The sequence below is a fragment of the Pseudazoarcus sp. NS34 genome, from assembly GCF_059703725.1.
On the sequence record NZ_BAAKIZ010000001.1, the window covers coordinates 826957 to 852651 of the forward strand.

Genomic DNA, 25695 nt, shown 5'->3' on the forward strand with positions numbered 1-25695 from the left:
AAGTGGAACAAGAACATGAAACGCATCGCCCTTTTCCTTGCCACCAACCTCGCCATCATCGTGGTGCTCAGCATCACGCTGCGCCTGCTCGGGTTCGAGCGCATTCTCGACGAGCAGGGCGTCAATCTCGATCTCAACTCGCTGCTGGTATTCGCAGCGGTGTTCGGCTTCGGTGGCTCCTTCATCTCGCTGGCGATTTCCAAGTGGACCGCCAAGCGCATGACCGGCGCCCATGTCATTACCGAGCCGCGCAACGAAGTCGAGCGCTGGCTGGTCGACACCGTGCGCCGGCAGGCCGAGCGCGCCGGCATCGGCATGCCCGAAGTGGCGGTGTACGAGGCCCCCGAGCCTAACGCCTTCGCCACTGGCGCGAACCGCAACAACGCGCTGGTGGCGGTCAGCACCGGCCTGCTGCGCAGCATGCAGCCCGACGAAGTCGAAGCCGTGCTGGCGCACGAGGTTTCGCACGTGGCCAACGGCGACATGGTCACGCTTGCGCTCATCCAGGGCGTCGTGAACACCTTCGTGATCTTCCTGTCGCGCGTGGTCGGGCATCTGGTCGATCGCGTCATCTTCAAGACCGAGCGCGGCCATGGGCCAGCCTTCTGGATCACCACCATCATTGCTGAACTGCTGCTCGGCATCCTCGCCAGCATCATCGTGATGTGGTTCTCGCGCCGCCGCGAGTTCCGCGCCGACGCCGGCGCCGCCGACCTCGCCGGCCGCCAGAAAATGATCGCCGCACTGCAGCGCCTGGCCAGCTCACGCACCGAACCGCTGCCCGACAAGATGGCCGCCTTCGGTATTGCCGGCATGAAGAGCACCGGCATCAAGCGCCTGTTCATGACCCATCCGCCGCTGGAAGAGCGCATTGCCGCGCTGCGCGAAAAGCGCTGAAACAAGCACTCCATGCGCGTCGGGTACACTGACGCGTATGGATTCAAACCCACTCGCGCTGCCGCCGTGGCGCAACAACCCCGAAGGCCAGCCGCGCCGTATCGGCGTCGAGCTGGAGATGAGCGGCCCCTCGCTCGACGAGCTGGCACGCGTCGCGGCTGAGGTGCTCGGCTGCGAGGTGGTCGAGACCAGCCGCTACGAACGCACCCTGCGCGGTGACGCGGCCGGCGACTGGGGTGTCGAACTTGATTTTCGCCTGCTCAAGCAACTCGGCCAGACCGAGCGCGACGGCCTGTTGCGCTCGGCCGAAGATGCCTTGCACGCCGTGGCGCAGACGCTGGTACCCGTCGAGATCGTCAGCCCGCCGTTGCCAATGCAGCGCCTGGGCGAGGTTGAAGCGCTGATCGCGCGCCTGCGCGACGCCGGCGCCAAAGGCACTGGCGACCACCCCTTCAACGCCTTCGGCATGCAGTTCAACCCCGAAATCCCGCGCGCCGACGCCGCCACCCTCACCGCCTACGTGCGCGCCTTCCTGTGCCTGTATGACTGGCTGTTTGCGCGCGCCGACATCAACTTCACGCGCCGCCTCACGTCGTACGTCGACCCGTTCCCGGTGGCCTACATCCGCCTCGTCACCGCGCCCGGCTACGCTCCCGATATCGCCGGCCTGATGGACGACTATCTGCACTACAACCCCACACGCAATCGCGCGCTCGATCTGCTGCCGCTGTTCGCACACCTCGACCCCAGGCGCGTCGCCGCCATCACCGACGACCCGCTGATCAAGGCACGCCCGACCTTTCACTACCGCCTGCCCGACTGCGAGATCGACCGCCCCGGCTGGGGCCTGGCCGGAGCGTGGAACGACTGGCTGCAGGTCGAACAGCTGGCCGCCGACCCCGCACGGCTGGCCGGTTGCTGCGCCGACTATCACGATTTCATGGCCGCACCGGCGCTCGAACGCTGGCTCGGCGACTGGGCAGACGAGGTTGCAGGCCGTTGGCTCGCCCCGTAATCGCCATCACCGGCCCGCAGCGCGGCGCCTTCGGCCCGCGTCTGCTGGTGTCGCTGGCGGTGCGCCTGTATGGCGGCACGCCGTTGCAACTACGCCCCGGCGACGCCGGGCGCGACCACCGCTTCGACGGCGTCGTGATCACCGGCGGCCACGACGTAAACCCGGTGCTCTACGCCGCCGCGCCCGAAGTCGAACCACGCTACGACGAAGCCCGCGACGCGCTCGAAGTCGCCATCATCGACGAAGCCCTGGAACGTCGCCTGCCCCTGCTCGGCATCTGCCGCGGCGCACAACTGCTCAATGCACGCCTTGGCGGCACGCTGTTCCAGGAACTCAAATCACGCCGCCGCAAGACCTCCAACCGCTGGACCGTGTTGCCGCTCAAAACACTGTGCATCCGCCCCGGCACCCTGCTCGCACAGCTCATGGGCGAAGGCACGGCACGCATCAACAGCCTGCATAACCAGGGCATCGACCGCTGCGGCAAGACACTGGCCGTATCCGGCTTCGACCTGGACGACATCCCCCAGGCCATCGAAGCCCCCGACCACGGCCCGCTGCTGCTGGGCGTGCAATGGCACCCGGAATTCCTGATCTTCATGAAGCGCCAGCGCGCGCTGTTCCGGGCGCTGGTCGAGAGCGCCCGGAAATCCCGCAGCGGCTAGCGGGCGCGAGTTCATCCGAACCTGACTAGATTCAGTGCCGGCAGCGGACCTCCAGGGAACTGAGTAAGGCGCGCGCCAACGCTAAACGCGCCCAAATCGATGGGAAGGAAGCCCAACCCGTCGATTAAGCCTGCAATCTCGGCCCGGGCCGCCGTGTCATCACCGGAAAGGAACAACACGCGCCGGCCGCCCTCAGCGTGCGGGTCATCCGCCAACAGGTGTGGCTGCAAATGGTTGAAGGCCTTCACCACGTGGGCGCCCGGCACCAGATCAGCAAACACTTCACTCGACGCTCGCCCGTGAAGGTCGACGGGCCTGAACGAAGGCGCCTCGATCGGGTTGTTGGCGTCGATCACGATGCGCCCGCCGAAGTCCGGCAGATCGGCCAGCGCGGCCGGCAGCCGCGACCAGTTCACCGCCACCAGCACGATGTCCTTGGCCGCCGCATCCTCGCGCGTGCCGGCGGTCATACCCGGCCCAAGGCCGCGCACGATTTCCGCCAGGGACGCAGGGCCGCGGCTGTTGGCGATGGTGGCTGGGTAGCCAGCGCGGACCAGCGCCTTGGCAAAGGCCTGTCCGATCTGGCCAGCGCCGATGATCCCGATGGATTTCATCACGTTCTCCTTTAAGGCGTGCGTTCAGGCCGTGAAACCGCCATCGACCAGCAACTCGGCACCGGTCACGAACGACGCATCCGGGCCGGCCAGCCACGCCACGGCTGCGGCGATGTCTTCACCACGACCGTAGCGGCCCACTGCAATACCAGGCTTGACGAAGTCGGCCACCGGGCCATCGGCCGGGTTCATGTCGCTGTCGGTCGGGCCGGGGTGTACCGTGTTTATGGTGATGCCGCGCGGCCCAAGGTCGCGCACCAGGCCACGCGTGAAGCCGGTGACCGCGCCCTTCGTGAGCGTGTACAGCGACGCCGTACCGAAGGCCGCGTAGCGCACCATCGAACTGCCGATGTGGATGATGCGACCGCCTTCGCCGAGGTGGTGCAGTGCTTCCTGCGTCGCCACGAATACGCCCGTGACGTTCACCGCGATCATGCGTTGGTAGTCCTCGAAGTCGATTTCCTCCGGCTGCCCCAGCACGCTGATGCCCGCGTTGTTCACGAGGATGTCGAGACGGTTAAGGCGCGCCACCACTTCACCAACGGCTGCACGCACCGCCAGCGGATCGCCGGCGTCGGCTTGGATCGCAATCGCGCGACCGCCGGCGGCCACAATTTCGGCCGCCAGTTCTTCGGCGGGCGCCTGAGAGGCGTTGTAGGTGATCGCTACGTCCGCGCCGTCTGCCGCCAGGCGGCGGGCGATGGCGGCACCGATGCTGCGCGATCCGCCAGTGACCAACGCCACCTTGCCGGCCAGCGGCTGGACTCGGGTGGCGTGTGCTGCAGGGGTGTTGATTACGGCCATGGTGTTGCTCCTTGAAGTGAGGTCGGTTCGTTCGGGGTGTTGCGTGGAACGAACTGTGCGCTGATCACTTATGCTTGGTTAGCCGGTACTGGGTAGAATCAGTTTCAACGGTTCATTGAAGCTGGGGGCGCGAAGAACGGATGGAAACCCTTGCAAATCTGGAGTCATTCGCACGGAGCGCGGAATCCGGCAGCTTTTCCGCTGCGGCGCGCCAGCTGGCACTCACCCCCGCCGCCGTCAGCCGTAACGTCGCCCAGCTCGAACGCAATCTGGGCGTGCGCCTGTTCCAGCGCAGCACGCGTGGCATCTCGCTGACCGAATCGGGTGAGCGTTTTCTGGCCAGCGTGCGCGACAGCCTTGACCATCTTCAGGCCGCCATTGCCGACGTCACTACCACTGCCGGCCAGCCTGCTGGCACCCTGCGCGTATCGGCCGCGCCCGGCTTTGCGCTCGATTGGCTGCTGCCGCTGATGCCCGACTTTCTCGCGTTGCATCCCGCCATCACGCTGGACTGGGATATCGACAACCGGCAGGTCGACCTCATCGCCGAAGGCTTTGACGCCGCCATTGGCGGCGGCATCGAACTGACTCCCGGCATCGTCGCGCGTGAGCTGGGGCCGGCTCATCTCGTCGCCGTTGCCAGCCCGGCGTACCTGCGCGGAAAACGGGCGCCCAGATGCCCGGCCGACCTCGCCGGACTCAATGGCATCGCGATGCGCTCACGCCGCACGGGCCGCATCCACCAATGGGCCCTGCGACACAGCTCCGGCCGCACTGAGAACGTCGAACTGCGACCACAGGTGGTGCTGTCCGACCCGCTAGCCATCACCCGCTGCGCCCTGCTCGACATGGGCGTTGCGCTGCTCGCCATGCCCGATGTGCTGCCCCACTTGGAACGCGGCGAACTCATCCGACTTCTGCCCGAATGGCATGTGGATGTCGGCCTGATCTCGCTCTATTTCACGAGCCAGCGGCTGATGCCCGGCAAGACGCGGGCGTTTGTGGATTTCGTGCTCTCCCGCAGCCGGGATGACGCGTGGGCGAAGCGATTCTCGGCACGCTGACCGTGGGCTAGCGCGCCAGCCCCACGCACACGATTCCTGCCGCAATCAGCGTCACCGCGGCCAGTCGGGTCTGCCAGTGCGCGCGCTCGCCGAAGGCGAAGATGCTGAGCAGCGTTGCAAGCACCAGCCCCATGTTGAGGAAGGCCAGCACATAGGCGGCCGGCAGAAACTTGAGGGCGTGGATCACTGGCGCATAGCCCAGCCCAATGCAAACGCTCGCGGCCAACACCGGCCGCCAGGGCGGCCGCCTGCGTGGCACGATGTGTCCAGTGGCGCGCAGGTTCGCCACGCTCAGCGCGCACCAGCTTGCCGCGAACGCCAGCGACACCCAGCCAAGCAGGCTGGCAAAGCCCGGAAGGGCCGGTACAGCCGCTTTGTTGGACAGCGAGTACACACTCGTGGCCACTGCCGCCAACAGCGCCCAAGGCAAAGCCGCGCGCGGCTCACCACTGCGTGCGGTGCTGGCCAGCCACACCAGGCCCGCCACCGAAACCAGAATCCCCGTCCAGCCCAGCGGTGAGATCGATTCACCGAAAAACAGCACCGACCACACTGCAATCAGCAGCGGCGAACTACGCGCAAGTGGATATACCAGCGCCACGGGCGCACGCCGGTACGCCGCCCGCAGGCCGAGGAAGTACGCACTGTTGGCACACATGGTCACCACCAGCGCCACGACCAGCATCGGTGACCACGCCGCGTCCTGCACCAGCACCCACACCGACCACGGGCCGATCAGCACCAGGTGGCCGGCCAGCCCCCACCACAGAAAATCGCTGCGCGGGTCAGCCTGCCGCGCCAGCAGATTCCATGTGACATGCATCAGTACGGCCAGAGCGATGGCGAGCAGCGCCATGTGCATTCGGGGCCCTCGCGTCAGGCGCGGCGTTTGAGTAGGTCGAGCAAGGCATCACCGGCGTCGATCAACTCGCCATTGTTGCGGATCACCACCAGTGCCGGGTGCTCGGGTGGCGGCAGGGCACGCGCGCGCTCGATACGTGCACGAATCTCGGCCGGCGTTTCGCGCCCTCGCTCAGCGAGACGCTCGGCCAGCACCTCTTCGGCCACGTCGATCAGCACCGGGCACAACTCGGGGTAACGTCGTGCGGCCTCGTCCATGTACGCCCGCGAACCGTTCACCACCACGTCCAGCCCGGCCCGCAGCCAGTCCTCCACCTCAATGCCGACACCGTACTCCAGGCCATTGGCACGCCAGTGCAGCGCCAAGGCGCCATCCTCGCGCAGCCGCGCAAGCTCGGCCGGCGAAACCGCGATGTGCGGCTCTCCACCCGCGTCGGCCGGACGGGTGATGTAGCGCCGGGCGAAGCGCACCGGCGCATCCCCGACGCGGGCATGGACGTACTGAATCAGGCTGTCCTTGCCTGAGCCGGAAGGGCCGATCAGATAGAACAACCGGCCAGAAAAGCGTGTTTCAGCGTTCATCGGCCAAAGTCTACGCCTCAGATGCCTCACAGCAACGGGCCGATCGGAACCACAGTCGCGGGCGCACTCGCAAGCTTTAACAAAATATGCGGATCGCTTCGATTTGCTCTGATCCAGAATGTCGAAATCACCCGCCGCCGAACGACAAGGGAGTGAACCGGTGCCTGATGCGCCGGGCACCCACCGAAGGAGAACGAAGATGCCCCGCTATGTAGATGGATTCCTGCTGCCCGTCCCCAAAGCCAACATCGAGGCCTACCGCCGCATGGCGCAAACCGCCGCCGAAGTCTGGCGCGAGCACGGTGCGCTTGAGTATGTGGAATGCGTTGCCGATGACGTCGAGCCCGGCAAGGTCACCTCATTCCCGCAAAGCGTGCTGCTCAAGGAAGACGAGACCGTGGTCTTCGCGTGGATCACCTACCCCTCGCGCGAAGAGCGCGACCGCATCAACGAAGCCGTCATGAAAGACCCGCGCATCGCCAACATGTGCGACCCGAAGAACCTGCCCTTCGACGGCATGCGCATGATGTGGGGCGGCTTCACGACCATCGTCGAGGCCTGAGTCTCGCTCCCCGTGCGCCCCCTCCCCTTCAAGGGGGGCGAAGCAGGGGTTTCGGCGAGCACCGCTCGCCGCCTGCAGAGCGGCGAGGCGCAGCCGAGACTACCGGTCAGGAGGGGGATGGGTTCTCCGCCTATGGCATTTGCCCCATCCCCACCCCAGCCCTCCCCTTGAAAGGGAGGGAGTTGCGCCGTGCCATTGCATTTTCTATTCAATTGCCGTTCCGATACCCGTCATCCCGGATAACGAGCCCCCAGGAGACCACCATGAACCGTATCGTGCCCTGCCTGTGGTTCGACACCGCAGCCGAAGAGGCGGCGCGCCTCTACACCTCCGTCTTCCCCAACTCGTCCCGCGGGCGCATCGCCCAATACGGCGAAGAAGGCCACGAAATCCACGGCAAGCCCCCTGGCTCGGTGATGACCGTCGAATTCGCGCTCGACGGCTATAACCTGCTCGGACTCAACGGCAGTCCGATGTTCCGCTTCACGCCCGCAATCTCGCTGTTTGCCATGTTCGAGACCGAGGCCGAAGTCGAGGCCGCTTGGGCCGCACTCAGCGAAGACGGCAGCGTGCTGATGCCGCTCGACGCCTACCCCTGGAGCCCACGCTACGGCTGGCTCAACGACCGCCACGGCGTCTCGTGGCAAATCGCGCTCGGCAAGCGCAGCGACATCGGCCAGGCCATCGCCCCGGCATTGATGTTCGTCGGCCCGCAGGCCGGTCGCGCCGAAGAAGCGCTTGAGCACTACACCGCCGTCTTCCCCGACTCCCGCATCGAAGGCGTCCTGCGTCACGACGGCTCCGGCCCCGACGCTGCCGGCACCGTCATGCACGCCCAGTGCTATCTCGGCGGCGAAACCTTCATGCTCATGGACAGCGCCCACCCGCACGACTTCGGCTTCACCGAAGCAACGTCATTCATCGTGAACTGCGACACCCAGGACGAAATCGACCACTACTGGAACGCGCTCTCGGCCGTGCCCCAAGCCGAGCAATGCGGCTGGCTAAAGGACAAGTTCGGGGTGTCATGGCAGATCGTGCCGAGCTTCCTTCCGGCCCTGATGAGCGACCCAGACCCGGAGAGATCTGGCCGCGCAATGAAGGCGATGCTCGGGATGAAGAAGCTGGATATCGCGGCGCTGCAGCGGGCGCATGCGGGACGATGATCGCTGCGACGGCGCTTGCGTAAGGAGGCCGCCGCGGCGTCATCAATCAGTTGCGGCCAGCCATCACGCCACCATCCACATCCCAGATCGCGCCCGTGACCCAGCCCGCCTTGTCCGAAAGCAGGAAGGTAATGACTTCGGCCACGTCCTGCGGCGTGCCCACACGGCCGATCGGGTGGAAGCTGTTGAAGCCTTGCAGGACGCTGTCCACATCGGACTTAGGGATGAAGCCCTCGTAGATCGGGGTGTGCACCACCGCCGGTGACACCGCGTTGACGCGGATCTGCTTGGGTGCCAGCTCCATCGCCAGATGCTGCGTCAGCGAATGCAGACCGGCCTTGGCCATGGAGTACGCCGAAGATGGCGTAGCCGCGATGGCTTGTCTGGCCCACATCGAACCGATATTGACGATTGCACCCGGGCGCCCCTTGGCGACCAGGGCTGCGGCGACTTTTTGCGTGATGAAGAAGAACGCCTTGTTCAGCCTCATGTACTGGTCGTAATCCGCGTCCTGATGCTCAAGGAAAGGCTTGGGGAAAAACACGCCAGCCGCGTTGACCAGCAGGTCGATGTCGGAATGCTGCTCGTCGATGGTCTTGAGCAGCGCGGCCAGCCCTTCGTCACTTGCGAGGTCCGCCGTCACAGCCGACACCTGGCCCAACTTGGCCAGTTCCTTGCGCGCCTCTTCGGTCTTCCCCGGACGATTGCCCACGATCACGATGCTGCCGCCTTCTGCGAGCACCATCCGGGCCGTGTGCAGCCCCATTCCGCTGGTGCCACCGACGACCAGCAGTTTCTTGCCTTTGAATTGGTTGTTCATGTTTGATCTCTCCGTCACACCTGCGATTAATCCAGCAAAAACCCCGTGAGGTCGGCTTTGGCGCCTTGTCCCTCCCCCTTCAAGGGGGAGGCTAGGAGGGGGATGGGTTACCGTCGGACCAGCTCAAACCCATCCCCACCCCAGCCCGTCCAGTGCCGGCTTTGCACAGCCGACCCGCTCGGGGCGGCACGAAGCAGTGCTTCGCGAAACCCCGCCCCGCCCCGCCCCCTTGAAGGGGAGGGACAACTACGCCATACACCCACTCCTGCGCCCCTGCGAACTGCGGCGTCGTTCGTTTCTGCATCTCCATCGAATTCAGCGCTGAACAGAAGAAAAAGTATCTGGCCAGACCCATCACCTGGTTGCCGACTCAGGTCGTCTTCCGTGCCTCACTGACATCCAACGTGACTGATATTCTTCGCTCATGTCATTCGGCCCACAAACCATATAAAGTGTCCGAAACTAAAAGAAAAACTTTACTGAAATGAAATCGCCTGTTCATCTGAACGCCTTACGCGCATTCGAAGCCAGCGCCCGCCACCAGAGCTTCTCTGCTGCTGCGGCCGAACTCCACGTGACCCCCGCTGCAGTGGGCCAGCTTGTGCGATCACTGGAAGAATTGCTGGGCACGCCTCTGTTTCACCGCGCTCCCAGCGGACGGGTCCGACTCGTCGCCACCGAGGCGGCCGAACGCGCGTTACCGGAAATTCGGGCTGGCTTCGACAAGCTGATGCTCGGCCTGGAGCGACTCAAGGAAGGATCGGTCAACGGCGTACTCACCGTGACAGTCAGTCCCGCGTTCGCCGCGAAGTGGTTACTGCCACGCATCGACAGCTTCCAGACCGCTTGGCCCGATACGGACGTGCGCCTGGAAACCAGCCTCAAGACGGTGGATTTTGTCGCTCAGCGGATTGATATCGGTGTGCGCTATGGCACCGGAAGCTGGCCCGGGCTGACAACGCACAAGCTGATGGAGGAGGAGGTCTACCCCGTGTGTTCGCCCAGATTGCTAAGCGAACGGGGGGACATCCGGGAACCGAACGACCTCGCCCGCGTGACCTTGCTTCACGACTTGTCGATGGATGGGCACGCGGGCTTCCCCTCGTGGAGCACGTGGCTACAGAAAGCAGGGGTAACCGATGTCGCCGCCACGCGCGGCATGAAGATCAACAACTCCGCGGCAGTGTTGCAGGCAGCCGTCGAGGGCCACGGTGTGGCGCTCGCACGTAGTGTCATGGCGCACGACGATTTGGCCGCCGGACGGTTGGTGCGACTGTTCCCAGATATCGCGCTCGCCTCGGACCTAGCCTATTACGTCGTCTATCGCGCCGAGTGCGCCAGCTTGCCAAGGCTGTCGGCCTTCCGGGACTGGTTGCTCGCGGAGGCTGCGGCGAAGTAGCAACGGTTTGAGTTCGCCAGCGTCTGGCTCAAGGACAAGTTCGGGGTGTCATGGCAGACCTTGTCGAGCAACCACCTCGGAAGATTCCGAGCATTTGGTACGTCAGGAAAGAACCGCGCAGCGGGGCGCACCTGACGTTCGGCGGTAGAGCGGGTGGCAGTATTGCCTGGGACGGCAGGTGCGCTCTGCTTACCTGCCCCACAAAGATCAAGAAATCCGGCCTCGGTGCGCCTTAATTCTCGACGGTCTGATTGCGAGGCGCCGGCGCGTTGACCGCAGCCGGAACCTCGGCCGGCGGGAACACCCGCCCGCAGCACTGCCGCAGGATGGGCTCTGCCACTGACGGATGCGCGCGCTCGATGCGCAGGTGGGCGGGCGTGTCGTCGGGGTTGCCGACGGGGAGGACGAGCAGGACGGTGTCGGAGGAATTGCTGCCGGGCGAGGTGCGCTCGAAGCCGGCAGCCATCCAGAACGGGACGTAGGCAACGCTATCGGCCCACAACAGCAGATCCATGCGGGTGCGCCAGAGGTCGGAGCCGCCTTCGGGCGGGACCAGCGAGAGGGTGTGCTTGCCGGGCGGGAGCTGGATTTCGGCGTAGCTGTTTTCGGGAATGGGCGCGACGCGGATGTCGCCGATGTACAGCACGGGCTGTTCGTCGTGAAGATCCTGGTCTTCGGAGCGCGGGCGGAAAACGTACAGACGCGACTGCCCCGGCTCGGGTGGGCGAGCGTTGTCGAAACCATGCAAGACCGGCGGCGGTGAGGCGGGCGGAGGCGGGGACGACGTTGGCGGCGGCGTGGTGCACGCGACCAGCAGGGCAGCAACGAACAGGGCGGTGAACGGCGTCCGCAACATCAAAGGTCCTCGAACCGGTAGTGGGCTCATCCTAACGGCAAACAGCCTGAGTTTGCGGCGACTTGGCACAGGTGCAACAAAGCGAGAGCGTAGGCGAATCAGGCGCGCCATGTTGGCACTGTTACGCCCTTGCACCTTTCGGTGCTCACGGCTGGCGTGTCGATCAGGCCCGCACCCGAAACACTCCGCCCATGCCCCCGGCGTGATGTTCGAGTACGTGGCAGTGGAGCATCCAGTCGCCGGGGTTGTCGGCCTTGAAGGCGAGTTCGATTTTATCCTGCGGCTGGATCAACACGGTGTCGTGCAGCGGCTGATGCAGCTCGGGCTGGCCGTTACGGCTGAGCACGCGGAAGTGGTGGCCATGCAGGTGGATGGGGTGGAACCAGCGCGTGTCGTTGATGAGGGTGAGGCGGCAGGTGGCGTCGCGCTCGAGGGTGAATAGCGGCGCATGGTGGTGGGCGTCGGCAGTGTGCGGCTGGCCGTTGACGGTCCATGCCATGCCTTGCTGCATCAGGCCGATCATCTCTTCGCGCGGCAGGCTGCCCATCATGCCGCCCTTGAATTCGAGCTCGTGATGCACGGCGCGGGCCAGCTCGGGCTCGGGCACCGGGTTGGCCGGCAATGCCGGCGGTGCGCTGGTCAATGCCGCGGCGCGGGCCGGCTCGCCACCGACCTTCAGCGTCAGAAAGCGGTATGCGGACGAGGCGTAGAAGTCATCCACGATGTCGACGCCGCTGCCGCCCTGCGCGGTGATGTCCACCACCACATCGGCCCGCATGCCGGGTCCGAGCGTGACGCGGTCAGCCTCGAACGGCGCAAGCGGCTGGCCGTCGAGCGCGATGACATGCGCCGGCAAACCGCCGAAGTTCAGGCGGAAGATGCGGCCGTTGGCGGAGTTGATGATGCGCAGGCGGATGCGCTCGAAGGGGCGCACCGGCTCTTCGTCGTGCAGGCTGCCGTTGATGGTGACGGTGTTGCCGATGCGGCCGTCGTGGCTGCGCGCGTGGTAATCGTCAAAGCCGTCGACGATGTTGGCGTCGCGGTCGAGCATCCAGTCGTCGAGCAGCCACACGATCTCGCGGTCGGCCGCATACGGCTCCGCCTCCTCTACGATCAGCGCGCCCGACAGCCCGCGCCCGAGCTGTTCCGGCGCGTTGGCATGCGGGTGATACCAGTAGGTGCCGGCGTCCGGCAGCGTGAAGTCGTATTCGAAGCGCCCGCCCGGCTGCACCGGCGCCTGCGTGAGATGCGGCACGCCGTCCATGGCGTTTGGCAGGCGGATGCCGTGCCAGTGAATGGTGGTGTCCTCGGCCAGCCCGTTCTCCAGCACCGCGCGCAGCCGCCCGCCCTGCTTCACGCGAATCACCGGCCCCGGCACCGTGCCGTTGTAGCCCCAACAGCCACCGACCTCCGTTGGCCCATGCGGCGCCAGCGAGAACGTGGCCTTGCCGGCCGACAGGCGCAGCGCTTGGTCGCCTTGCGCCCAGGCCTTCGCCAACGGCAGCGTCGCCCAGGCCAGCGTGGCGCCGGAAGCGGCGAGGAACTGGCGACGGGTCAGTTTTGGCAGGTGCATGGTCGATCTCCGGAGTAGGCCGCTACGCGGCCACTCGACACAGACGCGGAAAGCGTCAATCGGTTCGCACTGGCTCTGGCGAAATGGGCATCCAGCGCCGTGCTTAGCTGCCGGCCCCTGCGGAGGGTCTCGCAGCGGCGTCCAGCCGCTGCGTCAGCGCATCAAGCACCTCGCGAATGCGTGTGCCGACGGCGATCTGCGGGTTCGAGTAGCCGTCGTCCTTGCCGGCCTCGCGCTCACGCGCATCGATGATCGGACGTGCTGCGGCGTGGGCGGCCTCGAAGGAGCGCGTTTCGCTGCGCAGTTGCTCATCGAACACGGCGCGGCCGAAGTAGGTCAGCTCCGAGCCTGCGCCACAACCGTAGGAGGTGTTATCGGCATCGGCGGCGGTCATTACCAGCGTTGCATCGCCGGCCAGCGGCGCAATCCACGAGCCTGAATAGCACGCCGAAACCGAGATGACGCGATGAGCGATGCCGGCATCGTCGAGCGTGGTGGCGAGGTCGGCCGGCGTGAGTGCTTCGACCGAGAGCGGCCAGAAGCGCGCAGCGAGTTCGCCATCCTGTGCGCCATGTGAGGTGAGGTGGATGAACAGCACGTCCTCGGCGGGGTCCATCACGCGGCCGATGTGGTGGATCGCGCGCGCCAGATTCAGCGGTGTCGCCCACGGCAACTCCAACGCAGTCTCGGCGTGGTTGACGAGCTGCAGCGTGCGGCCGTCGGCATCAAAGCGTTGGCGCATTACCTCGGCAACCATCGCGCTCTCGCGCCGGAAAACGTCCTCATGCGCGTAGGGCGCAAAGGTCAGCACATAGACGTCGGCAATGCCGGGGCGCTGAGGCGCAAGAGCCTCCAGCCGCTCGGCGAACAGGTCGGGCTGGCGCTCCATGACCGATTGAGTGAGCTGCAGCACGGCGGGGCGTTCGTCGCCCGCGGCGTCGTCGCGGGGGTACCAGTAGCTAACGTCTTCGTAGATCGCGCTGGCTAGCGCGACGCCGCTGACCAGTGCCGCAAGCACCCACGCGGCGAGCCAGCGGCTCGAAGCGCGCGCGAGCAGCACGGCCAATGCCGCCAGCGACAGCGCGAGCAGCACACCCGACACGACCCACCAGCCACCCGCACTGAGCCACTCCGGCCGCAGATACATCAAGCAGATCGCGATACTGGCAAAGCCGGCGGAGTACACCAGGCCCTGCGCCGCCGCCAGCGCGAAAACCTCTGCGCTACGCGGCGCATCGTTGCCCATGCCGCGCATCAGGACAAAGCACGCCCAAGCCAGCGCCACCGGCGGCAACCAACCGGCGAACAAGCCGCTCACCCAGAAGTCGGCCGGCCCATCGATCCACGCACGGTCGAACGCAACGGCGACGCCGACCGTCAGCAACACCAGCACCGGCAAGGTCACGAACCCAACGCGCAGCCCCGACCAGCGCGGACGCAAGAACGCCGCAACGCGCGCGCCCTCGACCAGCCACCCAAGGAGAGCCGAACGCGCCACGACTTGCGGGCGCAGATCGACGGGTTCAGCGGCGGAAGAATCGTTCATTTCGGCGCATCTCTGCAAACAGTCGAGGAGCGCGAATTATGCGCCTCTCACCCAGCGGGTTCGACATCGCGTTGCAGCGCAGATCGCGCTCCAGCACGCCATCGAGGGGAAAGCAGCCAACGTGGATATCCACACTTGTGCAGCGCAGCGTACAGGCCAATCATGCGACCTGCTCCCAGCCGCCCGCCGCCATGCCCGACGCGCCGCCCCCCGCCCTGATCGAAGCCGATACGCCCGCCTTTCGCCGCGCCAACCTGGCGCTGTTCATCGGCGGCTTCGCCACGTTTGCGCTGCTCTACGCCACGCAGCCGTTGCTGCCCGAGCTGTCGCGCGTGTTCGGCGTGAGCCCGGCGTGGGCCAGCCTGGCGGTGTCGGCCGGCACCGGCGCGATGGCGCTGATGCTGATTCCGGCGAGCATCCTGTCCGACCGCTACGGGCGCGTGCGGCTGATGAAGTGGTCGCTGGCGCTGGCGGCACTCATCGCGCTGGCCGGCGTCTTTGTCACCGACTTCACGCAGATGGTGGTGTTGCGCGCCCTGCTCGGCGCGGCGCTGGCCGGGCTGCCGGCGGCGGCCATGGCCTATCTGGGCGAGGAAATTGCACCCAACGCGCAAGGGCGGGCGATGGGCCTGTTCATCGGCGGCAACGCGCTGGGCGGCATGAGCGGGCGCGTGCTCGGCGGCCTGCTGACGGATTTCGGCTCGTGGCGCGTGGCACTGGCGGTGCTGGCGGTGCTGGGCGTGTTCGCGGCCATCGCGTTCTGGCGGGTGCTGCCGGCCTCGCATCATTTCCGCACACGCTCGGTATCACCGCGCGCGGTGTTCGCCGACGCCCGCACGATCTTCGCCGACAGCCACCTGTGCTGGCTTTTCGCCTGCGGCTTCCTGCTGATGGGCGCCTTCTTCGGGCTCTACAACTACGCCGGCTTCCGGCTTGAAGCGCCGCCTTACAACCTGGCGCAGAGCGCGATCGGCGCGATCTTCCTGCTGTATCTGATGGGCAGTCTGTCGTCAGCCTGGGCCGGACGGCTGTCGGACCGCTACGGCCGACACAACGTGCTGTGGGCGATGATCGTGGTGGCGCTGCTGGGGCTGGCGACGACGCAGTTCACGGCCTTGCCGGTGATCATTCTCGGCATCGCGCTGTACACCTTCGGCTACTTCGGGGCGCACAGCGCCGCCAGCGGCTGGGTTGGCCGCCGCGCCGGCGAGCGTCGCGCGCTGGCTTCGGCGTTGTACCTGTCGGCCTATTACCTGGGCAGCAGTCTGGTCGGCACCTTTTCGGGGCTGGCGTGGGACAGCGGCGGCTGGACCGGGCTGACGCTGGCCGTGGGCGGCTGTTTTGTGACCGCGCTCGGGCTGGCCCTGTGGATGCGGGCCAAGACACGCGATGAGGCATAAGGCTGCCCATACGGCGCATTGCCCTTCGCCGAACGCGCCCTGTGGCTGCTAAGGTTTGCATTCCGCATACCCGGTTGCCGCCATGAGCTCGTCCATCGCCCAAATCCTCGCCCCGGTCTATACCGGCGCACTCGTACTCTTTGTGCTGGCGGCGATCATCGCGATCTTTCGGCTGCCGGTGGTCAAGGGCTGGTTCGGCGAGGCGCAGGGCGCGCTGGCCAAGCATCTCCTGCTCGACAAGGAGATCTACACCACGCTCAACAACATCACGATCCCGACTTCCAACGGCACGACGCAGATCGACCACATCGTGGTGTCTCGGCACGGCATTTTCGTGATCGAAACAAAGAACATGAAGGGCTGGATCTTCGGCGACGAAAAGAGCGCGCAATGGACGCAGAACGTCTTTGGCCGACGCTACCGCTTCCAGAACCCGCTGCACCAGAACTACCGCCACATCCGCGCACTGGCCGAATTCCTGCAACTGCCGGACGAACACTTTCATTCGGTGGTGATGTTCTGGGGCAATGCCGAACTGAAGACGCCGCTGCCCGACAACGTGCTGACGCGCGGCTACACGAGCTACCTCAAGAGCAAGCAGGCGGTGGTGTTTTCGGACGATGAAGTGAAGGCCATCGTGAGCGCAGTGCAATCCGGCATGCTGCCGAAAACGCGCGCCACTCACCGTGAGCACGTGGCCTCACTGAAAGCGCGGCACGAGAGCACCACAGCCTGCCCGCGCTGCGGCAACGCGCTGGCGCTGCGCACCACCAAGTCGGGGGCAAACGCCGGAAAGCAGTTCTACGGCTGCTCGACGTTTCCGGCATGTCGCTACATGCGAGGGGCGTGAGCCGGCTTACTTCGATCGATCCCGCTGCACGAATTCCACGACTTCCTCCAGCGTCGGCGCAAAGCCGCGCAGCGGTGGCGACAGCGAGCCGATCAGCGTGGAGTGGCCGATACGCTTGTAGTAGCGCTCGGTCACCGGCACGCCGGCCTCGCGCAGCTTGGCCGTCATCGCGCCGGTGTTGCGTTCGGGGTCGACGAGCAGATCATGGGCGGCGGCGATCAGCAGGGCCGGCGGTGAGGCCGACGACGCATGCACGATGGGCTGCGAATCCGGCGGGGTGTTCGGGTGATGGAACACCGGCTTCACACGCGGGTTGATGATGGGCAGGAACTCATATGCGCCCGCCAGGCCGATCCAGCCGGCCAGCGCCGCCGGGCTGCTGCCCTGCTCATCGAGCCAGCGCGCGTCGAGCGCCACCATGGCTGCGTTGTAGCCACCGGCGCTGTGACCCATGACGAACACACGCTGCGGGTCGCCGCCGTGCGCAGCCGCCTCGCGCAAGGCCCAGGCCACGGCCTGCGCGCTGTCGGTGAGAAAGTCCGGGTACTTCACTTCCGGGTACACGCGGTAATCCGGAATCACCGTGACGATGCCGCGTGCGGCCAGCGCATGGCCGACAAAGGCATAGTCCTCGCGGTCCCCGCCGCGCCAGCTTCCGCCGTAGAAGAACACCACCACCGGGGCGTCGCGGGCATCGGGCGGTGCATACACATCCAGTTTGCGGCGCTCGCCCTCGCCGTAGGCAATGCCGCGCTTCTCACGCACGTCCTCGCCGGTGCCCAGCGCGTTGAGGAGGCGCAGCGGCGAACAGGCCGTGAGCACCAACAACAGCAGGCTCACCAACAGCACTCGGCAGATCGAAATCATCGCGGCTCTCTCTTGGCAGACAAAACGTTCTGAACGATCGCCGACGAATGCGTTCCCGATCATTCCGTCCAACCGAACATGCAGCAGCGGATTCAGCCCTGCGGCGCAGGGCGGCGGCGGTCGCGCATCAGGGAGACCACCAGCGTGACGGCAGTGAGCGGCGCGACAAAACCGAGCATGACGAGGCTGTAGCGCCCGAGGAGCGCGTGCTCTTGCGCCATGAGCACCAGGTAGCCGGCATAGGCGATGTAATACAGCACGAACAGGGCGCCTTCCCAGCGCGCAATGCGACGCCCGGTGAGGAAGATCGGCACGCATGCGACGGCCACCGCGAGCATGACCCAGGCGTCGAGATGCATCACGGCATCCGCGATGGCGAGCCCCTCCGGTGCGACCAGTGAGGTCACGCCCAGACAACCGAGGATGTTGAAGGTGTTGCTGCCGACGACGTTGCCGATGGCGATGTCGCGCTGACCACGCAGCGCCGCCACGATCGACGTGGCCAGTTCGGGCATCGAAGTGCCGGCCGCAACGATGGTCAGCCCGATCACGAGATCGGTGACGCCGAACATGCGTGCAAAGGTGGTGGCCGCCGTCACCAGCCAGTCCGCCCCGAGCACCAGCAGGCCGAGGCCGCCGACGATCAGCAACACTTGCAGGGACACGACGCGCAGGCCCAGCGGCGCGGGCATTTGAGCCGGGTCGTCCGCACTGGCCTGCGCGGAGGCTGCGCGCGACTGCACCACCAGAAACACCGTGTAGGCGCCCAGCAGCGCAACCAGGACAAGGCCTTCGAGGTGGCCGATGACGCGATTCATGGCGAAGACGATCAGCAGCGCCGAGGCGCCGATCATGATCGGCACTTCCTGCCGCACGACCTGGGTGCTGACCGCCAGCGGAATGATCAGGGCGGACACGCCCAGAATGAACAGCACGTTGAAGATGTTGCTGCCGACCACGTTACCAACGGCAATCGCGCTCTCGCCCTCCAACGCGGCGCCGATCGACACCGCCAGCTCGGGCGAACTGGTGCCCATGGCCACGACGGTGAGCCCCACAACCAGCGGCGAAACGCCGAAACCGGCCGCCAGCCGCGCCGCGCCGCGTACCAGCAGTTCTGCACCGAGCACCAGACAGACCAGTCCGGCGAAGAACATCAGGATGACCATGCGCGCCCCTTGCGTGACGGGACAAGCATGGGTCCGGGTAACACGCGCCACAAGCGTGGCTTACCCCAATGTCAGAACGCCGCCACGATCTCCACTGCGCGCTCCACATCGGCGCGGTTCACGTCGAGATGCGTGATCCAGCGCACACGCTGAACGCGCTTGGAAGACGACTGATACGGCCCGCCGGACACCTTGATCTTGTGCCGTGCGAGGTGGGCGAGGAATTTCTCGGAGATGTCGGGCGAGACGTCGACGAACAGGATGTTGGTATTGGCGTCCGGCACCTCGATCAACCCGACCAGCTTCGGGTTGCCGGCCACGGCCTGACGCAGCCCGTCGGCCAGATGACGCGCGTTGGCGTGGTCGTCGGCCATGCGGCGCACGTTGTTCTCCAGCGCGTAGATGCCGGCCGCGGCCAGCATGCCGGCCTGACGCATCGAGCCGCCCAGCATCTTGCGCACGCGCTTGGCCTGCGCGATGAAGGGCTTGCTACCCAACACCAGCGAACCGACCGGCGCGCCCAGCCCCTTCGACAGGCACAGCGAGACGGAATCCCAGCCGGCGCAGATCTCGTGCGCGCGGTCGACCGGGTGCCCGCCGTCGGCCTCGACGCGCGCCACGGCAGCGTTGAACAGGCGCGCGCCGTCGATATGTGTGACCAACCCGCGACGCTGGGCCAGCGCCAGCACATCGCGCATGTATTGCGGCGGCAGCACCTTGCCGCCGGTGGTGTTCTCGAGCACGACCAGGCGCGTGCGGGCGAAGTGCGGGTCGTCGATCTTGATCGCGCCTTCGATGTCGCCGAGCGCGATGGTGCCGTCGGGCTGGTTTTCCAGCGGCTGCGGCTGGATCGAGCCGAGCACCGCCATGCCGCCGGTTTCCCAGCGGTAGGTGTGCCATTGCTGTCCGACAATGGCCTCGTCGCCGCGCGCGCAGTGACACATCATCGCAATGGTGTTGGTCTGCGTGCCACTGGGCGCAAACAGCGCGGCCTCGAAGCCGAGCATTTCGGCAGCCATGTCCTGCAGGCGGTTGACGGTCGGGTCATCGCCCAGCACGTCGTCGCCCAGCGGCGCTTCGATCATGGCCTGCTTCATCTCGGGCGAGGGCTGGGTGACGGTGTCGCTGCGGAAATCGAGGATCTTGTTCATTGTCGTGATTTCGGTTGGTGGATCAAAAATAAGGTTGTGGTCTATCAGGCGGCGTGCTGCTGCATGCCTCGACCGGCCGGGATTTCGCCCCGGCGGGCGACCTTCTTTCTTGTAGTGCAACAAGAAAGAAGGCAAAGAAGTGCACCCTCCTCACCGCCCCTTCGGGGTTCCTTCGCTACGCGCACTCCCGGCGGCCGGCCTTGCGAACTCGCTTCGCTCAAACAGCAAGGCCGGAAGACCCCGCCGTGAGCACTCTTCGCTCAGCGACTCAGAAGGGAGGGGTAAACAAGTCGTGCCCCAACGTAGAGAGCGGTCACAAGCTTGGCGGCTCACCTGGCACCCTATCCCCTCTGGCTCGCCGAGTGCAGGGTGGTTTCGCCGGGGTAGTCCGGTCCTGCTGTCTGAGCGCAGCGAGTTCAGGACCGGCCGGTGAAAACACCCGGAGCGAGGGAAGCCCGAAGGGCCGAGACGGCGGGGCACGCTTCTTTGCTTCCTTTCTTGTCGTGCAACAAGAAAGGAAGTCGCCCGCCGGGGCGAAATCCCGGCCGGTCGAGCCATGCAACACCGACTCCCGGCTATGTTGCACCCGCATCTGCCCTAGCCTCTGAAAATCCCGGACCGGCTTCGGACCAGCGCGTTCATTCCGGACGGCAAACCGATTTGCTGCATGCCGCTCATCGCCCCGTCCAGGCCGGACTGCGCTTGCTCATGAACGCGTCGACACCCTCGCGGAAGTCGGCGCTGCCGTAGCAGGCGTGGATCAGGTCTTCACCGGTCGGCAGGTCGTGATTGACCAGCCGGCGCAGGCCTTCCTTGACGGTGCGCTGCGTGACCGGCGCGAGCGCGGCCAGACGCGACACCAGCTTGGCCGCAGCCGCGTCGAGCTCGGCCGCTTCGCACACCTGCTGCAAATAACCGCAGGACAACGCCTCGGCGGCATCCGGCATCTCGGCCAGCATCAGCATGCGCTTCATGCGCTGCTGGCCAAAGGCGGCAACCAGGCGCGCGAGGTTGGCAATCGACAGCGTGTTGCCCAGCGTCTTGGCAATCGGCACGCCGAAGCGCGCATTGGCGGTGGCCACGCGGAAATCGCAGGCGGTGGCGATCGCCAGTCCGCCGCCGACGCACCAGCCTTCGACGATGGCCACGGTAGGCATCGGCAGGCTTTCGAGCAGGCCGATGCAGGCGTCGATCTTGCGTTCGTAGTCCACGCCGGCGTCGCCGTCGAAATCGCGAAACTGCTCGATGTCGGTGCCGGCCACGAAGGCCTCACCACCGGCGCCGCGAAAGGTGACCACGCGCACGCTGGCGTCTTCGCGCAGTTGCTCGCAGATCTCGCCGAGCCGCGCGTACATGGCCCAGGTCATGGCATTGCGCGCCTGCGGGCGGTCGAACACGACGGCAGCCACGCCGCCTTCGATGTTCAGATGAACAGTGCCTTCACTCATAGCAATCTTCCATGGAAACGGCCCGGGACAATGCCCGGGCCGGGGTTTGCATCAAGGCGCGATGATCAACGGTAGAAGTACTCCACCAGGAACATCGGGATCGCCGGCACGTAGGTGACCATCATCAGCAGGAAGAACAGCACGCCGATGAAGGGCAGGTTCACCTTGGTGACCTTCCACATATCCGCCTTGGCGATCGAGCACGAGGTCGCCAGCACGCTCGCCACCGGCGGGGTCTGCTGACCGATGCCGAGGTTCAGCGTCACGATCAGGCCGAAGTGCACCGGATCGATGCCGACCGCGTTCACCAGCGGCAGCACGATCGGCACCACCAGGATGATGGCCGCTGCCGAATGCAGGAACAGGCCGCAGATCAGGAAGAACACGTTGAGCATCGCCAGCACGGCGTACTTGTTGTCGGTCAGCGCGGTCATCGACGCGGCGATCTGCTGGGGCATCTGCAGTTCGGTGAGCAGGTGGCCGAGCAGCGCGGAGGCTGCGACCAGCAACATCACCACGGCGGTCTGGATACCGCCGTCGAGCATGGACTCGTACAGGTGCTTCCAGTTGAGCTCGCGGTAGATCACTCCGCCGATGAACAGCGCGGCCAATACCGCCAGCGCCGCACCCTCGGTGGCCGTGACCCAGCCGCCGAAGATGCCGCCGAGAATGATCAGGGGCAGGGTGAACGCCCAACCGGCATCCTTGCCTGTATCCCGGAGCTTTTTCCAGCTGAACACTTCCTCGACCGGGTAGTTGAAACGCACGGCATACCAGTAGGCGAGGCCCATCATCATCAGGCCGCCGACCACGCCCGGCACGATGCCTGCGACGAAGATCTGCACCACCGAGGCATCGGCCATCACCGCGTACAGGATCATCGGGATGGACGGCGGAATGATCACCGCCAGCGTTGCCGACGAAGACGTGACGGCTGCCGCGAACTCCTTCGGATAGCCCTTCTTCTTCATCGCCGGGATCAGGATCGAACCCATCGCGGCCACGTCGGCCACGGCCGAACCCGAGATCTCGGCGAAGAACAGCGAGGTGCCGATGTTGACCATCGCCAGGCCGCCCTTGATGCAGCCAAAGATGGCCGAGGCAAAGGCAATCAGACGACGCGACAGGCTCGACGAGTTCATGATGGCGCCGGCCAGGATGAACAGCGGGATGGCCAGCAGCGGGAAGTTGGTCGCACCCGAGAACATCGTGATCGCGGCCGAGAGCAGCGAATCCATGCCATGCGAGGCGATCATCATCACCATGGCGACGACGCCCAGCGCCACGCCGATGGGTACGTTGATCAGGATCAGGGCCACCAGGCCCAAAAGCATCAGAAGACCGGTCATTTTTTCAGTGCCTCCATCAGCTCACGCTCTTCGGCATCGATGATGCCCTCGCCTCGCGCCTGCGCCAGCACCTCGGGCAGACTGAACAGCTGCGCAATGATGAACAGCACGGCACCGACCGGAATGACCGACTGGGTCAGACTGGTGGGGATGTTGCGCATCGTGACCATGGTGTCGCCCTCGAGAATGACGATCACCTGATAGCCGTACCACGCGAGCAGTGCGAAAAAGGCGATGACGATGGCCTCAGCCAGCAGCACGACGGCTACGCGCAGCTGTGGGCGGAAGGAATTGACCAGACCCGGAAAGCCGATGTGGGCGCGCTTGAGCGCAGCCAGCGCGGCACCGTAGTAGGTGAGCCAGGCGAGCAGGATGGATGCCCCCTCGTCATACCAGACCAGCGACCAGCCCAACTTGCGGTAGAAGACGCCCATCAGAACGATGACCGTCAGCGTGACGAGCAGCGTGATGACGATGGTCGTCAGCACGCGCTCGAATACGGCTCTTAGCGTAGAGAACACGATTCTTGAATCCTGGATAGTTGAAGCAGAAGAACCGGGGGCGAAGCAATTCGGCCCTGTCGGCGAAGTCTCCGCCGGCAGGGCCGATGCATCACTTACATACCGGCGCCGAGGGCAATGGCCTTGTCGACCAGCTTGCCGCCTTCCGGGCTTTCCTTGCCGAAGTCTTCATACACGCCCTTGCTGGCGGCAATGAAGGCGTCCTTGTCGGCTTCGTTCACAGCAACGCCGGCAGCCTTGATCTTCGCGAGCAGCTCGCCGTCCAGGCGTTCGGCGGTCTCATACACGAAGGGCTGCACGTCCTTGGCGGTCTGCATCAGGATTTCCTGCACGTCTTTGGGCAGCGACTCGAACTTGCGCTTGCCCGCCGTGAGGTAGGCCGGGGTGTAGACGTGGCCGGTCATCGACAGATACTTCTGCACTTCCTGGAACTTCGAGGAGTAGATCTGCGTGAGCGGGTTTTCCTGGCCGTCCATCACGCCGGTCTGCAGCGCCACGAACACTTCGGACAGCGCCATCGGCGACGGGTTGGCACCGTAGGCCTGGAACATCTTCACGCGCCACACACCTTTGGGCGTGCGCAGCTTCATGCCCTTGAGATCCTCAGGCTTGACGATGGGGCGCACGTTGTTGGTGATGTTGCGGAAGCCGTTCTCCCACACGCCGAGCACCTTGTAGCCCTTGTCTTCGGCCAGCGGGGCGAGGCTCGGCCACACCACTTCGGCCTCGATCTTCTTCATGTGATCACGGTTCTTCACGAGATACGGCATCTCGAACATGCCGAAGGCGTCGACCGTGGACGACATCACCGAAGACGGCAGCGCCAGTTCCAGCGTGCCCAGACGCAGCTTCTGCATCATCTCCGAGTCGCTACCCTGCTGGCTGGAGCCGAACACGACGACCTTGCCCTTGCTGCCAAGGCGCTCGTTGGCGACGCGGGCGAACTCATTGGCAGACAACTCGAACAGCGAGCCGGGGCCGCCAACGTGGCCGAGACGGACTTCGACCTGCGCATGGGCAGTGGCCGCGAGCCCAGCCGCTGCCATCGCAAACACCCCTGCGGTGACGATTCTCTTCATCTTGAACATGCTTGTGTCTCCTCTTTGTTGTGACGTCGATATCTTTCGACTGCCTCGCCGAGGCGGCGCCCCGGCGAGGTTGCTGCCGGTCACCGCTTACGCGGCAACCTTGAGACCTGATTGTTGCGGGTGCGCCATGAAGTAATCCATTGCGGTTTGTACGCCACTGCCGGCCAGCTTGACGCCCGCCAGCTTGAGGCCCATCTCGACGCCCGACAGCGTGGCCATCAGCGTCAGATCGTTGCAGTCACCCAGGTGACCAATGCGGAACATTCGGCCGCGGACCTTGCCCAGACCCGTGCCCAGCGACATGTCGAAGCGCTCGTAGATCTGGCGACGGATGCCGTCGGCATCGACGCCCTGCGGCGTGATCACGCCAGTCAGCACCGGCGAATACACGGCGGCGTCGGCACACTGCACCGGCAAGCCCCAGGCTTCCACCGCCTTGCGCACCCCGGCGCCCCAGCGCTGGTGACGCGCAAAGACGTTGTCCAGGCCTTCGCCCAGCAGCATCTCGATGGCTTCGTGCAGGCCGTAGAGCAGGTTGGTGTTCGGCGTGTAGGGCCAGTAGCCGGTCTTGTTGCCTTCAATGATTTCGTCCCAGGCCCAGTAGGCCTTGGGCATCGTGGACTTCTTGCTGACTTCGATGGCCTTGGGCGATACGGCGTTGAAGCTGATGCCCGGCGGCAGCATCAGGCCCTTCTGCGAGCCGGACACGGTGACGTCCACGCCCCACTCGTCGTGGCGGAAATCAGCGCAGGCCAGACCCGAGATGGTGTCGACCATCAGCAGCGCCGGGTGCTTGGCGGCATCGATGGCACGGCGCACGGCCGCGATATCGGAGGTCACGCCGGTCGAGGTTTCGTTGTGCACCACGCACACGGCCTTGATCTGGTGGCCGCTGTCTTCGCGCAGACGCTTCTCGATGAGGTCGGCCTGCACGCCATTGCGCCACGTCACCGGCAGGCCGGTGTCGTCGGTGCCGGGCAGCGACAGGAATTCGGTCTTCACGCCCAGGCGGGTAGCCATCTTGTGCCACAACGAAGAGAAGTGACCGGTCTCGTACATCAGCACCAGATCGCCCGGGTTGGTGACGTTCACCAGCGCAGCTTCCCAGGCGCCCGTGCCCGACGCCGGGTAGATGATGACCGGGTGCTTGGTCTTGAAAATCTTCTGGATGCCGGCCAACACCTGCAGGCCGAGCACGCCGAATTCGGGGCCGCGGTGATCGATCGTCGGCAAGCTCATCGCCCGCAGGATGCGATCAGGTACGGGACTCGGGCCGGGGATCTGCAGAAAGTGCCGGCCGCTGGGATGTGCATCAAGGTTCAACATTCAAGGTTCCTCCAAACGGTAGGCTAAGTTTTGCATACAAAATACGTTTGTCAACCAAGAACTGCTTTTCGTTGGCTATAATGGCCCTGCACCCACCCCATG

Annotated in this window: 25 protein-coding genes; 9 read left to right on the top strand and 16 right to left on the bottom strand. The window is 65.4% G+C overall.

Translation table 11 applies throughout. The features are described 5' to 3' along the window. The first annotated feature begins 15 nt into the window (after positions 1-15). From htpX to AC6H0N_RS03960, 3 genes are read left to right on the top strand one after another with little or no spacing between them, the layout of a single operon-like run. Positions 16-897: a protease HtpX gene (gene htpX / locus AC6H0N_RS03950; RefSeq protein WP_497572754.1), complete on the top strand. Its 882-nt coding sequence runs from the start codon at positions 16-18 to the stop codon at positions 895-897. A 37-nt stretch (positions 898-934) separates the two neighbouring features. Beyond that, positions 935-1912: an amidoligase family protein gene (locus AC6H0N_RS03955; protein WP_497572755.1), complete on the top strand. Its 978-nt coding sequence runs from the start codon at positions 935-937 to the stop codon at positions 1910-1912. Further along, complete coding sequence (locus AC6H0N_RS03960) at positions 1897-2577, top strand: gamma-glutamyl-gamma-aminobutyrate hydrolase family protein (RefSeq protein ID WP_497572756.1); 681 nt, start codon at positions 1897-1899, stop codon at positions 2575-2577. The genes AC6H0N_RS03955 and AC6H0N_RS03960 overlap by 16 nt, the downstream gene beginning before the upstream one ends. 11 nt (positions 2578-2588) lie before the next feature. On the opposite strand, the gene AC6H0N_RS03965 is transcribed toward AC6H0N_RS03960, so the two are convergent. Next, positions 2589-3191: an NADPH-dependent F420 reductase gene (locus tag AC6H0N_RS03965; RefSeq protein WP_497572757.1), complete on the bottom strand. Its 603-nt coding sequence runs from the start codon at positions 3189-3191 to the stop codon at positions 2589-2591. A 24-nt stretch (positions 3192-3215) separates the two neighbouring features. After that, positions 3216-3995, bottom strand: coding sequence for a 3-oxoacyl-ACP reductase family protein (locus AC6H0N_RS03970; protein WP_497572758.1), 780 nt, complete (start codon positions 3993-3995; stop codon positions 3216-3218). Positions 3996-4135: 140 nt separating this feature from the next. On the opposite strand from AC6H0N_RS03970, the gene AC6H0N_RS03975 reads away from it, so the two are divergent. Next, positions 4136-5059, top strand: a complete 924-nt coding sequence (locus AC6H0N_RS03975) for a LysR family transcriptional regulator (protein ID WP_497572759.1) — start codon at positions 4136-4138, stop codon at positions 5057-5059. 7 nt (positions 5060-5066) lie between these two features. On the opposite strand, the gene AC6H0N_RS03980 is transcribed toward AC6H0N_RS03975, so the two are convergent. Both AC6H0N_RS03980 and phnN read right to left on the bottom strand, forming a co-directional pair. Continuing rightward, positions 5067-5915 carry an EamA family transporter gene (locus tag AC6H0N_RS03980; RefSeq protein ID WP_497572760.1) on the bottom strand — a complete coding sequence of 283 codons (849 nt, stop codon included), beginning with the start codon at positions 5913-5915 and terminating at the stop codon, positions 5067-5069. A 20-nt stretch (positions 5916-5935) separates the two neighbouring features. Then, a complete protein-coding gene (phnN, locus tag AC6H0N_RS03985; RefSeq protein ID WP_497572761.1) occupies positions 5936-6502 on the bottom strand; it encodes a phosphonate metabolism protein/1,5-bisphosphokinase (PRPP-forming) PhnN in 567 nt (188 codons plus the stop codon). 199 nt (positions 6503-6701) lie between these two features. Here phnN and AC6H0N_RS03990 point away from each other — a divergent pair, with 199 nt between their 5' ends. Together AC6H0N_RS03990 and AC6H0N_RS03995 are read left to right on the top strand one after the other, a co-directional pair. Then, a complete protein-coding gene (locus AC6H0N_RS03990; protein WP_497572762.1) occupies positions 6702-7064 on the top strand; it encodes a DUF1428 domain-containing protein in 363 nt (120 codons plus the stop codon). Positions 7065-7327: 263 nt separating this feature from the next. Beyond that, the gene (locus tag AC6H0N_RS03995) at positions 7328-8230 is read left to right on the top strand and encodes a VOC family protein (protein ID WP_497572763.1); all 903 of its coding nucleotides are present in this window, start codon (positions 7328-7330) and stop codon (positions 8228-8230) included. A 46-nt stretch (positions 8231-8276) separates the two neighbouring features. Here the strand turns inward: AC6H0N_RS03995 and AC6H0N_RS04000 are convergent, their stop codons facing one another. Then, positions 8277-9050: an SDR family NAD(P)-dependent oxidoreductase gene (locus AC6H0N_RS04000; RefSeq protein ID WP_497572764.1), complete on the bottom strand. Its 774-nt coding sequence runs from the start codon at positions 9048-9050 to the stop codon at positions 8277-8279. A 484-nt stretch (positions 9051-9534) separates the two neighbouring features. Here AC6H0N_RS04000 and gcvA point away from each other — a divergent pair, with 484 nt between their 5' ends. Next, positions 9535-10449, top strand: coding sequence for a transcriptional regulator GcvA (gcvA, locus tag AC6H0N_RS04005; RefSeq protein WP_497572765.1), 915 nt, complete (start codon positions 9535-9537; stop codon positions 10447-10449). Positions 10450-10681: 232 nt separating this feature from the next. Here gcvA and AC6H0N_RS04010 read toward each other — a convergent pair whose 3' ends face one another. From AC6H0N_RS04010 to AC6H0N_RS04020, 3 genes are all read right to left on the bottom strand, one after another. After that, positions 10682-11305, bottom strand: coding sequence for a hypothetical protein (locus tag AC6H0N_RS04010; protein ID WP_497572766.1), 624 nt, complete (start codon positions 11303-11305; stop codon positions 10682-10684). Between the two features lie 163 nt (positions 11306-11468). Next, the gene (locus tag AC6H0N_RS04015; protein ID WP_497572767.1) at positions 11469-12878 is read right to left on the bottom strand and encodes a multicopper oxidase family protein; all 1410 of its coding nucleotides are present in this window, start codon (positions 12876-12878) and stop codon (positions 11469-11471) included. Between the two features lie 103 nt (positions 12879-12981). Then, positions 12982-14424 carry a C13 family peptidase gene (locus tag AC6H0N_RS04020; RefSeq protein WP_497572768.1) on the bottom strand — a complete coding sequence of 481 codons (1443 nt, stop codon included), beginning with the start codon at positions 14422-14424 and terminating at the stop codon, positions 12982-12984. A 260-nt stretch (positions 14425-14684) separates the two neighbouring features. On the opposite strand from AC6H0N_RS04020, the gene AC6H0N_RS04025 reads away from it, so the two are divergent. Both AC6H0N_RS04025 and AC6H0N_RS04030 read left to right on the top strand, forming a co-directional pair. Then, positions 14685-15824: an MFS transporter gene (locus AC6H0N_RS04025; RefSeq protein WP_497573243.1), complete on the top strand. Its 1140-nt coding sequence runs from the start codon at positions 14685-14687 to the stop codon at positions 15822-15824. 82 nt (positions 15825-15906) lie between these two features. Next, the gene (locus AC6H0N_RS04030; RefSeq protein WP_497572769.1) at positions 15907-16674 is read left to right on the top strand and encodes a nuclease-related domain-containing protein; all 768 of its coding nucleotides are present in this window, start codon (positions 15907-15909) and stop codon (positions 16672-16674) included. Positions 16675-16680: 6 nt separating this feature from the next. Here AC6H0N_RS04030 and AC6H0N_RS04035 read toward each other — a convergent pair whose 3' ends face one another. The 8 genes from AC6H0N_RS04035 to AC6H0N_RS04070 form a co-directional block, all read right to left on the bottom strand. After that, positions 16681-17541: an alpha/beta hydrolase gene (locus tag AC6H0N_RS04035; RefSeq protein ID WP_497572770.1), complete on the bottom strand. Its 861-nt coding sequence runs from the start codon at positions 17539-17541 to the stop codon at positions 16681-16683. A gap of 92 nt (positions 17542-17633) precedes the next feature. Next, positions 17634-18710, bottom strand: coding sequence for a calcium/sodium antiporter (locus AC6H0N_RS04040; protein WP_497572771.1), 1077 nt, complete (start codon positions 18708-18710; stop codon positions 17634-17636). 71 nt (positions 18711-18781) lie between these two features. Then, positions 18782-19861 carry a low-specificity L-threonine aldolase gene (gene ltaE / locus AC6H0N_RS04045; protein ID WP_497572772.1) on the bottom strand — a complete coding sequence of 360 codons (1080 nt, stop codon included), beginning with the start codon at positions 19859-19861 and terminating at the stop codon, positions 18782-18784. Positions 19862-20535: 674 nt separating this feature from the next. After that, entirely contained in the window at positions 20536-21309 is a 774-nt protein-coding gene (locus tag AC6H0N_RS04050; RefSeq protein ID WP_497572773.1) for an enoyl-CoA hydratase/isomerase family protein, read from the bottom strand. A 65-nt stretch (positions 21310-21374) separates the two neighbouring features. Further along, on the bottom strand, positions 21375-22658 hold the full coding sequence (locus tag AC6H0N_RS04055) for a TRAP transporter large permease (RefSeq protein WP_497572774.1): 1284 nt from the start codon (positions 22656-22658) through the stop codon (positions 21375-21377). Further along, the gene (locus AC6H0N_RS04060) at positions 22655-23179 is read right to left on the bottom strand and encodes a TRAP transporter small permease (RefSeq protein ID WP_497572775.1); all 525 of its coding nucleotides are present in this window, start codon (positions 23177-23179) and stop codon (positions 22655-22657) included. Before AC6H0N_RS04060 ends, AC6H0N_RS04055 begins: the two co-directional genes overlap by 4 nt. A gap of 95 nt (positions 23180-23274) precedes the next feature. Next, positions 23275-24267, bottom strand: coding sequence for a TRAP transporter substrate-binding protein (locus AC6H0N_RS04065; RefSeq protein WP_497572776.1), 993 nt, complete (start codon positions 24265-24267; stop codon positions 23275-23277). Between the two features lie 87 nt (positions 24268-24354). Further along, positions 24355-25593: a pyridoxal-phosphate-dependent aminotransferase family protein gene (locus AC6H0N_RS04070; protein ID WP_497572777.1), complete on the bottom strand. Its 1239-nt coding sequence runs from the start codon at positions 25591-25593 to the stop codon at positions 24355-24357. Positions 25594-25695: the final 102 nt, after the last annotated feature.

What these genes read in the sequence shown, in the direction of transcription:
- htpX (WP_497572754.1), top strand. Translation starts at nt 16, where the DNA reads ATGAAACGCATCGCCCTTTTCCTTGCCACCAACCTCGCCATCATCGTG.
- AC6H0N_RS03955 (WP_497572755.1), top strand. Translation starts at nt 935, where the DNA reads ATGGATTCAAACCCACTCGCGCTGCCGCCGTGGCGCAACAACCCCGAA.
- AC6H0N_RS03965 (WP_497572757.1), bottom strand. Translation starts at nt 3,191, where the DNA reads ATGAAATCCATCGGGATCATCGGCGCTGGCCAGATCGGACAGGCCTTT.
- AC6H0N_RS03970 (WP_497572758.1), bottom strand. Translation starts at nt 3,995, where the DNA reads ATGGCCGTAATCAACACCCCTGCAGCACACGCCACCCGAGTCCAGCCG.
- AC6H0N_RS03975 (WP_497572759.1), top strand. Translation starts at nt 4,136, where the DNA reads ATGGAAACCCTTGCAAATCTGGAGTCATTCGCACGGAGCGCGGAATCC.
- AC6H0N_RS03980 (WP_497572760.1), bottom strand. Translation starts at nt 5,915, where the DNA reads ATGGCGCTGCTCGCCATCGCTCTGGCCGTACTGATGCATGTCACATGG.
- phnN (WP_497572761.1), bottom strand. Translation starts at nt 6,502, where the DNA reads ATGAACGCTGAAACACGCTTTTCTGGCCGGTTGTTCTATCTGATCGGC.
- AC6H0N_RS03990 (WP_497572762.1), top strand. Translation starts at nt 6,702, where the DNA reads ATGCCCCGCTATGTAGATGGATTCCTGCTGCCCGTCCCCAAAGCCAAC.
- AC6H0N_RS03995 (WP_497572763.1), top strand. Translation starts at nt 7,328, where the DNA reads ATGAACCGTATCGTGCCCTGCCTGTGGTTCGACACCGCAGCCGAAGAG.
- AC6H0N_RS04000 (WP_497572764.1), bottom strand. Translation starts at nt 9,050, where the DNA reads ATGAACAACCAATTCAAAGGCAAGAAACTGCTGGTCGTCGGTGGCACC.
- gcvA (WP_497572765.1), top strand. Translation starts at nt 9,535, where the DNA reads ATGAAATCGCCTGTTCATCTGAACGCCTTACGCGCATTCGAAGCCAGC.
- AC6H0N_RS04010 (WP_497572766.1), bottom strand. Translation starts at nt 11,305, where the DNA reads ATGTTGCGGACGCCGTTCACCGCCCTGTTCGTTGCTGCCCTGCTGGTC.
- AC6H0N_RS04015 (WP_497572767.1), bottom strand. Translation starts at nt 12,878, where the DNA reads ATGCACCTGCCAAAACTGACCCGTCGCCAGTTCCTCGCCGCTTCCGGC.
- AC6H0N_RS04020 (WP_497572768.1), bottom strand. Translation starts at nt 14,424, where the DNA reads ATGAACGATTCTTCCGCCGCTGAACCCGTCGATCTGCGCCCGCAAGTC.
- AC6H0N_RS04030 (WP_497572769.1), top strand. Translation starts at nt 15,907, where the DNA reads ATGAGCTCGTCCATCGCCCAAATCCTCGCCCCGGTCTATACCGGCGCA.
- AC6H0N_RS04035 (WP_497572770.1), bottom strand. Translation starts at nt 17,541, where the DNA reads ATGATTTCGATCTGCCGAGTGCTGTTGGTGAGCCTGCTGTTGTTGGTG.
- AC6H0N_RS04040 (WP_497572771.1), bottom strand. Translation starts at nt 18,710, where the DNA reads ATGGTCATCCTGATGTTCTTCGCCGGACTGGTCTGTCTGGTGCTCGGT.
- ltaE (WP_497572772.1), bottom strand. Translation starts at nt 19,861, where the DNA reads ATGAACAAGATCCTCGATTTCCGCAGCGACACCGTCACCCAGCCCTCG.
- AC6H0N_RS04050 (WP_497572773.1), bottom strand. Translation starts at nt 21,309, where the DNA reads ATGAGTGAAGGCACTGTTCATCTGAACATCGAAGGCGGCGTGGCTGCC.
- AC6H0N_RS04055 (WP_497572774.1), bottom strand. Translation starts at nt 22,658, where the DNA reads ATGACCGGTCTTCTGATGCTTTTGGGCCTGGTGGCCCTGATCCTGATC.
- AC6H0N_RS04065 (WP_497572776.1), bottom strand. Translation starts at nt 24,267, where the DNA reads ATGTTCAAGATGAAGAGAATCGTCACCGCAGGGGTGTTTGCGATGGCA.
- AC6H0N_RS04070 (WP_497572777.1), bottom strand. Translation starts at nt 25,593, where the DNA reads ATGTTGAACCTTGATGCACATCCCAGCGGCCGGCACTTTCTGCAGATC.